8 protein-coding genes and 2 pseudogenes are annotated in these 11607 nt (G+C 58.9%); 6 read left to right on the top strand and 4 right to left on the bottom strand.

From position 1 onward, the window contains the following. Positions 1 to 4: 4 nt before the first annotated feature. Together QN222_RS18310 and QN222_RS18305 are read right to left on the bottom strand one after the other, a co-directional pair. Positions 5 to 442, bottom strand: coding sequence for a hypothetical protein (locus QN222_RS18310; protein ID WP_284005523.1), 438 nt, complete (start codon positions 440 to 442; stop codon positions 5 to 7). Between the two features lie 90 nt (positions 443 to 532). Continuing rightward, positions 533 to 1462 carry a hypothetical protein gene (locus tag QN222_RS18305; protein ID WP_283963138.1) on the bottom strand — a complete coding sequence of 310 codons (930 nt, stop codon included), beginning with the start codon at positions 1460 to 1462 and terminating at the stop codon, positions 533 to 535. 862 nt (positions 1463 to 2324) lie between these two features. On the opposite strand from QN222_RS18305, the gene QN222_RS18300 reads away from it, so the two are divergent. The 5 genes and pseudogenes from QN222_RS18300 (at position 2325) to QN222_RS18285 (ending at position 9709) form a co-directional block, all read left to right on the top strand. Beyond that, complete coding sequence (locus tag QN222_RS18300; protein WP_283963137.1) at positions 2325 to 4814, top strand: DUF2235 domain-containing protein; 2490 nt, start codon at positions 2325 to 2327, stop codon at positions 4812 to 4814. 120 nt (positions 4815 to 4934) lie between these two features. Further along, positions 4935 to 7067: a hypothetical protein gene (locus QN222_RS18295; RefSeq protein ID WP_283963136.1), complete on the top strand. Its 2133-nt coding sequence runs from the start codon at positions 4935 to 4937 to the stop codon at positions 7065 to 7067. 52 nt (positions 7068 to 7119) lie between these two features. Continuing rightward, the gene (locus QN222_RS18290; RefSeq protein ID WP_283963135.1) at positions 7120 to 8892 is read left to right on the top strand and encodes a lysozyme; all 1773 of its coding nucleotides are present in this window, start codon (positions 7120 to 7122) and stop codon (positions 8890 to 8892) included. A 218-nt stretch (positions 8893 to 9110) separates the two neighbouring features. Continuing rightward, positions 9111 to 9260, top strand: a pseudogene (locus QN222_RS30330) (NTP-binding protein); the annotation flags it as partial. Next, on the top strand, positions 9257 to 9709 hold the full coding sequence (locus QN222_RS18285; protein ID WP_283963134.1) for a TniQ family protein: 453 nt from the start codon (positions 9257 to 9259) through the stop codon (positions 9707 to 9709). The pseudogene QN222_RS30330 and the gene QN222_RS18285, both read left to right, overlap by 4 nt. Positions 9710 to 10221: 512 nt before the next feature. On the opposite strand, the gene QN222_RS18280 is transcribed toward QN222_RS18285, so the two are convergent. Then, entirely contained in the window at positions 10222 to 10521 is a 300-nt protein-coding gene (locus QN222_RS18280) for an excisionase family DNA-binding protein (RefSeq protein ID WP_284005522.1), read from the bottom strand. 212 nt (positions 10522 to 10733) lie between these two features. Between QN222_RS18280 and QN222_RS18275 the strand changes: the two genes are divergently transcribed. After that, positions 10734 to 11240: a PIN domain-containing protein gene (locus tag QN222_RS18275; protein ID WP_283963132.1), complete on the top strand. Its 507-nt coding sequence runs from the start codon at positions 10734 to 10736 to the stop codon at positions 11238 to 11240. Here the strand turns inward: QN222_RS18275 and QN222_RS18270 are convergent. After that, positions 11241 to 11361: pseudogene (locus tag QN222_RS18270) on the bottom strand (EamA/RhaT family transporter); the annotation flags it as partial. It lies immediately after the preceding gene. Positions 11362 to 11607 lie beyond the last annotated feature (246 nt).

Raw genomic sequence — 11607 nt, 5'->3', positions numbered from 1 at the left:
TGCATCATCCATGCGTGCCGAAGGGATGTTGGACCTTGAGTCCCAGGATCGCGGTCTGGTTACCGGCGGGCTTTTGCGCCGGCTTCCCGGCTACCGCCACGAAGGTGACATCGTCGGTCGCGCCGAGTGCGGCGAGCGCGGTTGCGTAGTCGGTACCGTCGACCTTCACACCATAGATCTTCGTCGGCCGCGGCGACTGGAGCAGAGCGGCTCGCAGCCCCACATAGATGTCCGTGGATCCTGTGACGGCACCGTTCGCGTCGACCTCGGCGAACGCTGCGGCCGCCTCACTGACTGAGCCGACAACCGTCGGAACGTTGGCCGCGGCAGTGCCCTTGTCGGATGCGCCGACTACGGCCAGGACGCCGGGCGCGCGTTGTGCGACAGGCTGCAGACCTTTAGTGTCGATCGTTACGTCGATGAAGGGAAACGCAATTGTCATGCTATTCCTCCAATGAATGGCGCCGCGCGGCACCTTTACTCCGGTCTGGATTGCCTGCCGTGTCGACCGGGAGCACGGGGGTGTAGATGTCTACGCTCGGCTAACCACAGCGATTCCGTAGGCTCGCAGCCAGGTCGATGCCTCTGCCAACCGGGCAGCGGCCGTGGCGCCGGGCCAGTCAGCGTCATTGAACCAGGCCGCAGGCACGATCCAGATTGCTGAGATCTCGATCCGACGGCGCAAGCCTGCCGTTCCATTTCGGCTGCTGGCTTCGCCAGAGAGCAGGTCCTGTGCCCGTTGGGTTGCACGAAGCGTATCAGCGAGCAGGAAGCCCGAAGCGCCAGGGTCGAAAATGAGAATTGCTGCGGTCAATTCCAGTCGGACCGGGACCGGCGCCGCCGGTGCGTCCGACGCGAAGCGAACCGAGAGCGCACCCAGCTTGCGAGCCGCGTGGCCAGTATCTAGAAACGAAGCGATATCGGCGGCGCCCTCATCGGCGACGAGTGTGGCGACATCCGCGCCGCTGACGGTATTGGGGCGACCGATCGCGTTTGCGAGCCGCAGCGCGACCTCATCGCGGCGTGCGGCGTCCCTCGCCGGCCCGCTGGCTGGCGGTGGTGCAGCGCCTGAGTCGATCGCCGCATCGACCTCCGCAAGGCTTGGGAATCCGCCGGCGATATCGTCGACCCTGCCACCTCCGACCATGCCGCGGCCAATGACGGCACCACGCCATACAGCCGAGACCCCTGAAAGACCGCGATCCTGGGACTCAAGGTCCAACATCCCTTCGGCACGCATGGATGATGCATCCCAGCGGGTTTCGATCCGAGCGGATTGGCGGGACGGCAAGGTAGTCGTGAATGCCAGCTCATCAAAGGCGGCTGACCAGGGTGCATCGAGCGTGCCTGCATCGATCACATAAGAGGCGAGCGCAATTCGTTCGAGGGCCGCACTGTCAAAAAAAGCCGCGCGCGTCGACTCGGACGCGAGTTGGACAAGCTGACGATCCTCAAACCGCATCTGACTGTCCCTCTCAAAAAAAGAGACACTTCTTCGCTGTGGTTGGTGCGCCCGATCAAGGTATGACTTGACGTTACTTCTTCGACTTATGACACGTCAAGTGGAGTTATGTATCATTAAGATTTCGGCGATCACGACAAAGTCCCGCGCCTCAATTTGCACCCATAAATTTTTAAGGTTCTTACGCAGCGAAGCGCATAATTTAGCGGATCATCTAATGGTCTCACGACGACGACGGGACCGTAACGCAACGGGTCCAGCACGCAACGATCGCTAACGCTGTGAACTTGGCATCTGCTCCCTGGACGTAAGATGCCGCCCGGCATCATCGGCTCACCAGCGATTCGCTGAGGTACGGCTCAGCGACCGGTTGGCCAAAAGATGCCTCCCAGAGCAAGAAGTAAGGATCCCAGCACCTAACGCTTTGCGGCATGAGATCGGGCGCGCTCGGCAATATGTGCACGGTGGCAACCGCATCGGTGCCGCCGCCGGGACCTTGGTTGCCTCTGTACCCGCCGCTGCACCCTTCAAAGTTGGGCCCTTGCACAACAGCAATCTGAAGCGTATATATTGGTAGTTTATTATATACTGAAATTAATCATCTGACGCGATGCAATCTACCGCGTTCGTGTCGTCGTACCAGCGTAGTTTAAGGCGCAACCTCAACACCGCAGGCGCATGCGAGGAAAGCAATGCCGAGACGCGCAGCTGATGCTGACGCGAAACGGCGGGGCTTTGTCGTGACAAATCGCCTCGCCTCGCAGATAAAGTGGCGCGTCAAAGCTCAATGACAGTTGGCCCGACCATCCCGCGCAGCCGGTAGGACACCATCGTATCGGTTATTTTGTGGGGACGTCATGCCGTGCGTAAGAACATCGTGCTCCTCGCAGACGGGACTGGCAACAGCGCGTCGAAACTCTTCAAGACGAATGTATGGCGCCTTTACGAAGCGCTTGATCTCAATGAGCAGGTTCAGGTTGCCAGCTTCAGCGACGGGGTGGGAACTTCGTCGTTCAAGCCATTCGAGGTGATCGGCCTTGCGCTCGGTTTTGGGGTGAAGCGGCGCGTCATCGGCCTCTACAAGTTCCTCTGCTTGAACTATCAACCGGGCGACCGAATCTTTGTTTTCGGCTTCAGCCGTGGCGCGTTCACGATCCGTCTACTAGTCGGACTGGTTGCTCGCGAGGGACTGGTGGATTTCCAGTCGCACGAGGAACTCAATAGGAATGCCTTGGCCGCATATCGGGCGTTTCGCGAGAAAGCGTTTCCCTCAAGGTTGCCTTGGACGCTCTACGGGCGACGCTTGCGAGATGCCTCAATCAGAGGCTGGAATTGGCTTACAGGCAGCCGTTCGTACGACGATGTGCGCCCTCGCACCGGTCCCCGCTCGCCTGAAAAGATGAAGATCGCCTTTGTTGGAGTTTGGGATACGGTGGCCGCATACGGCCTCCCGATTGATGAATTGACCAAAGCAGTTAATCGGTGGATCTGGCCGATGACGTTCGAGAAACCTCATCTGCTGCCGTGCGTCGAGCGGGCCCGTCAAGCACTCAGCCTCGATGACGAGCGCCGGACATTTTTCCCTATTCCGTGGAGCTCGACGGACACAGACGGCAACGAAATTGGTCCGGACCGACTTTGCCAGGTATGGTTCGCCGGGGTGCACTCAAATATTGGCGGCGGCTATCCGGACGACCGCTTGGCCCATGTCCCCCTGTGCTGGATGATCGAGGAAGCTCAAGATGCCGGGCTGAAATTCAAGCCCGATACAGTATCGAGATACACCGATTTCGCATCGGAAAACGGCCGCATCTACGATAGCCGGGCCAATCTTGGCTTCTTTTACCGCTATCACCCGCGCGACAGCAAAACCCTGCTGGGGCACTTCGTCCCACTGGTCGATTGGAGTGTTCTGCTTCGCATGGCAGACGGCCCCGACGGCTACGCACCCGTATCGCTGCCGTCGGATTTTCGGGTTCGATTGCCAGACGGCACGGTAGTGCCCTTCCTAACGTCGCAGGCGCTGGATCCATCTTCACGAGTCAGCACCCCGCTCCAGGCGCGTGCCGAAACGGCGCTCACCGAGCTGCGGCAGCGCCAACTGGGAGGCCAGGAGGATCAGCTCGAGCGCTTCGCTGTAATGCATGATACGATCTGGTGGCGCCGCGCCGTCTACTATGCGCTGCTGTTCCTGGTCCTGGTGGCCGCCTTCTATCCGCTTTTCGGTGAGTATCTAACATCTGGCCCGCTGGACAGGCTCGATGAGGGGGCCGGGCCAATCGTCGGCCGTCTAACCGGGATCATCGAGTTTTTCACTCCCGGATTTGCCATGCCGTGGCTGAACGCGGTCGCACGCAACCCGGCCTCGGCGGCTATTCTTGCTGCCTTCCTCCTAGGCACGATGTGGTTCAGCGCCTTTCTTCGGACGCGCATAGCCGATCGCGCCCGAATTGCCTGGTGCAGCGGCAGATGGCGGCGTGACCAAACCCTGTTCGCGCAAGAGCGGGCTGAAAGCCACAAGCGCCTCGCTGCGTCCGGGGCCCTGATCTCGCTCATCGCTGCGGCTGCCGCCCTGATCACCGGCACTCTGCCTGCGGCAGCGTTCTTTGCAGTGACGACCCTTTTGTGCTTCCTCGGCATGTTCGGCGTCACTAGCAGGCGCCGAAGATTCACGAGTTCGCCTTTCCTGAGGTTTGCCCGGTTTGTTCGAACAAACCCGAAGTTGGTCGCCATTTACAACTCTCTTCGTGAACATATTTTCCCGGCTCTGTCGCTCACCGCAACTGGTCTTGCCGCCCTCTTTCTGATCAACAAGGCGTTCTTCGACGTGGCAAGCGCGGCCGGCGCATTCTGCGCGCAAGATAACCCCCCTGGAGAGAGAGCAGAAGTGATCGGCGCGGCGCCAGACAGTTTCGACCCGACCTCTATATGCTGGGACACCCATCTGATCCTCCTCAAAGGGGAACGCTACAGAATCACGCTCGATATTCCGCCCGGTTCTTCATTGAAGGACGACAGTCTCCGGTCCGGAGCAGCCGGAATGAAGATCAGTTCCATTGCCCAGGCCGCTGGCGTGCCGCTCAGGAGATGGTGGGGCCAGCCTTACTTTCAATTGGTCGCTCGCATCGGGAGCCACGGCTCCGATGAGCAAGCCGTCACGCCGATCAGGCTACCGGATGAGGCACCCGAGAATATTTCGCGCGCAGCATTCCTGTTCACGCCGCGCGAGACGGGACGGCTTTATCTTTATCTGAATGACGCCGCACTCGGGATACCCGGTCTTTACGACCTGTTTTACCGGAACAACCGCGGCGCCGCGCAGGTGATTGTCGAGAATGTCAGCGGCTACTGAGCGACGACCGATCGGCAGGAGTTCACATTGGGGGTCGCTTGAACGGCGGGGTTTGTTCCCGATGAAACAGCGCACCCGACCGAGCCATGCTAGTGAGGATAATTGAGGGGGTACGGGTCAATGCGCCGCGTATATCTGCTCATGGCCACCATCGGTGTTCTTGTCTGTCTTTCCGTTGCGGCGGTCGTCGTCCGTATGGACTTTTTTGGGCGCCTGCTCGCCGACAGGGTACTTGCAAACGCTGCTATGCCAACCGAACAGGAGATGCCCCCAACCTCTGGCCAGATCTCCTTTTCCTCAACGGACGTTCAAATCATCGGCGGTCGCGGGGAAGGACTAAGCTGCAGCCTGCCAAAACTTTTGGCCGAACTCGCGTTTCCCCATGAAGAAGGGCGGGAAGCGATCAGCCTTCAGATGCGGCAGGCATGTGCCACGCATGACTATTGTTACAGACATGGAGCTGCCACCTACGGTTATACCCAGGCCGATTGCGACTTTCTGCTCCAGGAGCATGCGTTCCGCCTTTGCTACTATATTGAGAGGCGAGAACCGGGTAGTGATCTGGAAGCCAAGCAGAGCAAGTGCATCCGCGATGCTCGTCTCGTGACGCTCGGCGTGCGCGCCGGCGGGAGCGATTCATTTCGCCCGCTGAATCCGCGCGTTGATGCACTGTCGCAAGGTCTCGAAAACAAGGTGGGGCTCGACGGCAGGGCTTCGACATATTTCGAGTTTGACCCGTATCCCGTTCGATCTCTTTCCTATGCGGTCTATCGTATTGCGGACGCATCGGATCCCGAGGGCAAGCTCCACGGGGTCAAGGCTCTCTATAAATTCTCGATGCGGCCGTCTGGCATGTTTGTCTCGCTAGCTGTCATAGGCAAGGATGGGGAGGCTGGGCCGCTATCGCTCTTGGTGAAGCTGCCGGGCGATCCGTCCTACATCGTCAACGCTCCCCTTGTCGTCGCCACGACGCACCACACCAAAAAGGAAGATTGGTTCGTCTGGTGGCAGAGACGTGGCCTAAGCGAGACTGGCGGGCGCATTCTGGCAATTGCTCCGGGGCGGGCGGCGACAGAGGATTGGAACTGCCTGTACTTGGCCGGCATGACAGATACTATGCTCGGCGACGAGGATACATGCCGAGATCGAGATTCAATTGCAATCGTGGAGGTAGGAACGGCCGCCCGCCCGGACGACGGGGGCTTTTCTCAGGTGATCCCTGCACACGATAGGCAGCCTGCTCCAGATACGCTTCACCTGATGGCTCTGCAGACGAACAGTTGTCACAGAAGCGGAGCTAATGCCCCTTGTTTTCGTGACATTCTAATCGGCACGGCGCTACGCCGCAAACATCAGCCGCAGGAACCGTTGCGGGTGACCGATCAGCTTGCGAAAGCAGCTCCCGGACACAAACAAGAAGAGACCGACGTCTATCGCAACTATGTCGCCGCGCCCTTGGTGTTCCAGTCGCCTCTGGAACGCGATCCCCTGCTCGCCTGGTCACGCCGGGATAAGGACTTTGAATCGAAGGCGTTCGTACGGCGCATCGGCATCGCGCGCAAGACTGCACGGCCGCAGAGTGATACGGGCCGGTCGCGCGGTTCCGTGTGGCTCGCCGATATAGAGGAAAATGACGAACCCCTTTTCGCCTTGGGCAGGAAAGGCGAGCGCCAGGCGCTAGTGGCCATCCGGAAGTCAGATGATGCAGGCGCTGGACACGTGCAAATCAAGCAATGGCGCTTGCCGGAGCTACGGGGCGACGACACGGGCGAGACGCCCTTGATCAAAGCGGACGCTGAGGCATGCAAACCGAATTTAGAAGGTACGTGGCTGGCCAGACCGCCAATCGTGGTCGCCGTCGGAGACGAAGCCGTTGTCCTCTTTTCGCGAATCGTCGACGCGAAGGACGAAGACGGAGGTTACGGACTAGGCTTGGCCACCCTCAAGATCGGAACCGATGGACGCTGCGCGGAGAAACTGTTCGCAGGGCCAACGATCCCTGCGATGACATTGATTCCGAACGCGACCAAAGATGACAAAAACAGGCCAAAACCGCTCCTGAAACAAAAGCGCCTCGAGCTGCTTCGGCAAACCCCGATACTGGTCGACGATCTGGACGGAGGAGCCGAGTTGAGTGTGATCTTTCCAGGCGCCGGGAACATTCCGAGCGCCAGGATGATAGCGCAGGTCGGCAAAGCAGATGGCAGCTTCTCTTCCGGGCGGACGGTGGCGGAAGGCCTGGTCCAAAGGTAGAGGCGCAGCTTTTAATTTGTTGAAAGGACAGTTCAACTGAGGGGAGGCTAAAGTGAAGACAAGTCTACGCGGCATTTGCGCGATGCTTGCCGAAGAGGCGATAGTTTTGGCGGCTTATAACGATGGTACCGGCACCATGACAATGGGCGCCGGCCATACCGCGGCCGCGGGTCCGCCGTCACCCCGCTCGGGTATGACCATTTCGCTCACTGAGGCGATAAACATATTTAGAAATGACCTCTCCAAGACAGAGGACCAGGTCGAGACCGCAGTGAGAGCCACGCTCTCCCAGCACCAGTTTGATGCACTCGTATCCTGGCACTTCAACACGGGAGCTGTTTCGAGCGCCACATTAACGCGAAAACTCAATACAGGAGATGTTGCCGGCGCGGCAACTGAGTTTGCGCGCTGGAACAAGAGTAAAGGCAAGGTGCTCGAGGGCCTGGTCGCTCGCCGCGAGCGCGAGACGGCAATGTTCTTGAGGGGTGACTACGGCGATCCGAAAATCCGTGTCCTGGAGAGCAAGGGCGGCCCCGAGGAGATCTTCACTGCCGACCAGGTCGAGGCGCTAATCGGTGGTGTGGTGGCCTCGGAGGACGAGCAGTCCACCGAAGAACTGCTGGCCAACCCGATCTCGCAGCTTCTTCCGCTTCAGCGTCCCAAACAGGGGGCTGCCGTCACGCGGGTCGTTCTCCAGAAGTTTCACGACCTCATCCCCGAGGACGGGCGCGACGACTCAGTGGCAGTGGTAGCCGTTCGTGGCTATTACCTGAATACAATGGGCAAGGAGGGTGCCAACGATCGCGGCGTATATGACGACGCTATCATCGTCGTCGAGCCGGAGGGCGTGCACAACTTCAACGGCAATACCGATCCTGGCCGCTTCGGTCGTGGTATTGCCAAATTAAAGTCACGCCAAGCTATCCGATACCGCCCTGGCCCACACGGATTTTCGCGCAAGAATGGGCCTTATCCCGCCTTTCGACAGGACAGCAACTGTACTGTTATCCGCGATGAGACAGGGGAGGATACAGATTCGCCTGGCCGCCGCTTCTGGATCAATCTCCACCGCGGCGGCATCACAACCACCTCCAGCCTTGGCTGCCAAACAGTCCCGCCGCACCAATGGAATGAATTCAAGACGCTAGTCGATGGCCTGCTGAAAAAGCACAGCCAGGAAACCTTCTACTATTTGCTTGTCGATCAGACGGATGTTCCACAGGAGGAAACGACCATGGCGGTTATTCCGCAGGCCTCGCCGGTGCCGACCGAGATCAACCGCGCGCAGGCACTCCAGCAAATTCTGGCACTCGGAGAGCTTCTTCGGCAGGGCAGCAACACCAACGAAGCGGACATGATCTTTCTACGTGATGCGATACGGACGGTGCTCCCTGGCGAGCCAAAATTGGTCAACCCGGCCGTGTCGGAGCCCAAGGCAATGAACGATCCGCTCACTTCGAGGAGCGATCCCGACCTAACGCCCGTCAATGGCGCATTAGGCAAGTCAATCGGACGCGCACTTGACGGCCGCAAGACTGCGATCGGCGTCATCGGCATGCTCGCAACGACCATCTTGCCGATTTTCTTTCCGCAGTTGGCACCCATAACGGCAGTGGCTGGTCCATTGATAGACGGGGTGACGAACGCCGCGGCTACCGCCGGGGCAGCAACGCAGACCGACGGCGGAATCGGACGCGAATTAGTGACGGCTGCGTTCCCGATATTCGCGACAGTCGGGGGCTGGGGCGTACTCGGCAAAGTCGAGAAGTGGGTCAAGGCTATACAAACGGCACTTCCTACGCAGCCGTTAGTCATCAAAGGCTGATCGTACTTGTCTGGGTCTTAGCCAGTTGCGGTGACACAGCAGTGCCAGTCCACACCGACGGAACATCGGGAGTTCACAATGGTCAACGATCAATCCATGAATGAACAACTGACCAATCGGAATTTCGATGAGATTTTAGCGCTCGAAGAAAAAACCATTCGGGCTCGCCGCCGCGCTGCGGGGATTAGCATCGCCGGGGATGATCATGGACGGCCAGCCTACAGATCACCGAGGGCATCACGGCCAACATCTTTCACATGATCAACTCCCTGGCTGTCGAGGCAATCGAAAGCGGAAAAGAGCGCATTACCGATGAAGCCATTGAAAAGTGGGAACCGGAATTTGACGCCGAAGCAGCGTTCGCATGACGGGGATATACGCACGGCAATTGCCGGTAAGGTTCCCTCCCTCCAGGGATGAACTTCTGTCGTCGTGGATCATCCGGCACGCCGCGTTTTACGCCATCTCTCCATTAGCCATGCTTCGGCATTGCCTTCCCGAGGTGCGGTCATTGCGCACGGCCGATTTAGATCTCACCGAAGATCAGGTCGACCGCATAGCCTCTATGTTCTCGGTCGATCCGGCCACGGTCCGCCGCATGACTTTCACGAATGTGCCGCTATCGTCACGACGGCTGATTGCCGGCGAGCCTCGGCAATCATGCAGCAGCTGTCTCCTAATTGTCGACGGGTCGCACATCGTTCTTCGAGGCGAACTTGCCGGCTGGCGGATCACCCGCTTTGCGGCGGTCGCCTTCAAACCATTGGCGAGCGTGACCGCCCCTCTCCTTTCAGCGGCTATCACCATGCTGCGCTGATAGGAGAAGGAATGCTTAACGACGAGGCCGAGCACGGTATCCAAAACTGGGTATCGCCAAGTGAAATTGCCCGCCTCATACTGATGCGACGCGTTCCCAAAGTCGTTCCCCGATCGCTACGAACCGTCAAGCTACAGAGTGCTCGGCGTCGTCATTCCTGATCTCGATCACGTCCTAAAGACGGAAACTAGGGAACTTCCGACCCCAGCAAGCCCGATTTTGCAGTTGCACTTGCGGCCAGCTCTTTTAGCGGGCGTGGCCATCGTCCAGCGAGCTGGGCCGGAGATGCTTTATATGCTGCGTGGCCATATGATGGGTGAGAATAAAGCCCGCTTCGGCAACGTTATAGAAGAGGTGGTGGACTGCGGGCGCCAGTCGCGGAGGTCTTCGCAGTTGCACTTAATTTGAGATTCTCAGCCGACGGAATCTCAAATCAAATGCCAACAAAGAAAGAAACGGCCGCATTCTTACGTTTAACTGCCAAACGAGATGAGGGTCTTCAGGCCTCACTGTCAGCGACGCTTGCTTTCGAGTTCATAGCCGCCGACATCCTCGCTCAACGATGTCAGCCGATCCAATGCCGACGACCTTTTGGCGTCTCGAGCTGCCTTGAAAGCCGCAACATCAGTTGCTCTCAAGCGCCGGTGACTGCCAACCTTTTCTGCTGGGAGTTCGCCATTATCGACCAAACGCACCAGATACTGCCTGGAAACGTTGAGAATATCCGCCGCAGCCTGCGTTGACAGCATCTCCTCGTCCGGCAGCACCGTCACCGGGCGCCCCTCAGCGAGAAGCGCGGCCGCGTGATACATGACTTCCGCCAAGGCAAGCGGCAGTTCGAAGCGCTCTCCATCGGCGTCAACGACCTGAACTATCCCTTTTTGCTTCTCGGAACTCGCCTGCAAAAGCGACGCAACCGGGCAGCAGCCGACCGCTCGAGTGCCGGAACTGCAGTCGAGGTTTTGGTGGGATTTTTGTTTGACGATGTGCGATGTGATACGGCCATGCCAACACTATCTTTCCCATGTTGCTGCGCGATACGCTGCTGCGGGTCGCGGCGGCAGGTTGTTTTCAGGCTCACTGGTCGACCCGTATTCTTGAAGAAATGACCCGCAATCTTGTCAGCGACTACGGCATGGACCCATCCAGAGCCGAAGCCTTGCGCGCTGTCATGGAGGAGGCGTTCCCTGAGGCGAGTGTCGAAGGATGGGAAGAGATAGAGCCGGAGATGCGTAATGATCCGAAGGATCGCCACGTCGTCGCGGCAGCCGTGGCGGTCGAAGCGACGATCATTGTCACATCGAACATCTGCGATTTCGGCAATATCCCCGAAGGCATCATTGCCTTGACCCCTGACGAATTTCTCTCGGAGATCTTCGCGAGACATCCAAGCGCGGTGTTGGAGGCGCTCACGATGCAAGCGGCCGCCTACCGGCGACCAGAGCTGACCACAAGCGAATTAATCGAAAGACTTGTCCTGACGTCGCCTTGTTTCGCCGAGCAGGCGCTCAAAGGACTTGCCGGGCGTTGAGATCGAGGTTGGCCAGCAAGCATGCACGACAAGCCGCGATCATACCGAAGACAGTTTCGGAGACGATCGGTTGCGCGGGCCAGAGCAACCGGTAGCTGCATGACATAATGTTCCAGGCCCAGGCATCCCGCACGGTTGTGAGGTCGATGGATTTGGGCGCTCTGGGCCATCAAGGCGCTGCGCGACGAACCGCTGCCGCTCTTTGCTGCCATATCTGCCCGGGAAGAGACCACCATCGCCGAAATCAACGAGTCGGTCGTGGCGCTCAGACCGATGACAATGTTAGGAGCCTCTTCCGCAGGCGCAGTCGAAGCAGTGAAAGAGCAATTGTGCCGTGGTACTTTCAATGCCGTTCACTCGCTTGTGC

The organism is Sinorhizobium sp. 6-70, assembly GCF_030124375.1.
Classification (GTDB): Bacteria; Pseudomonadota; Alphaproteobacteria; order Rhizobiales; family Rhizobiaceae; genus Sinorhizobium.
Note: the sequence above shows the minus strand (reverse complement) of the source record. Positions and strands in the feature narration are given on the sequence as shown.

Coding starts and splice junctions, on each gene's coding strand:
- QN222_RS18310 (WP_284005523.1), bottom strand. CDS start 442: ATGACAATTGCGTTTCCCTTCATCGACGTAACGATCGACACTAAAGGT.
- QN222_RS18305 (WP_283963138.1), bottom strand. CDS start 1,462: ATGCGGTTTGAGGATCGTCAGCTTGTCCAACTCGCGTCCGAGTCGACG.
- QN222_RS18295 (WP_283963136.1), top strand. CDS start 4,935: ATGCGCCGCGTATATCTGCTCATGGCCACCATCGGTGTTCTTGTCTGT.
- QN222_RS18285 (WP_283963134.1), top strand. CDS start 9,257: ATGACGGGGATATACGCACGGCAATTGCCGGTAAGGTTCCCTCCCTCC.
- QN222_RS18280 (WP_284005522.1), bottom strand. CDS start 10,521: ATGTATCACGCGGCCGCGCTTCTCGCTGAGGGGCGCCCGGTGACGGTG.
- QN222_RS18275 (WP_283963132.1), top strand. CDS start 10,734: ATGTTGCTGCGCGATACGCTGCTGCGGGTCGCGGCGGCAGGTTGTTTT.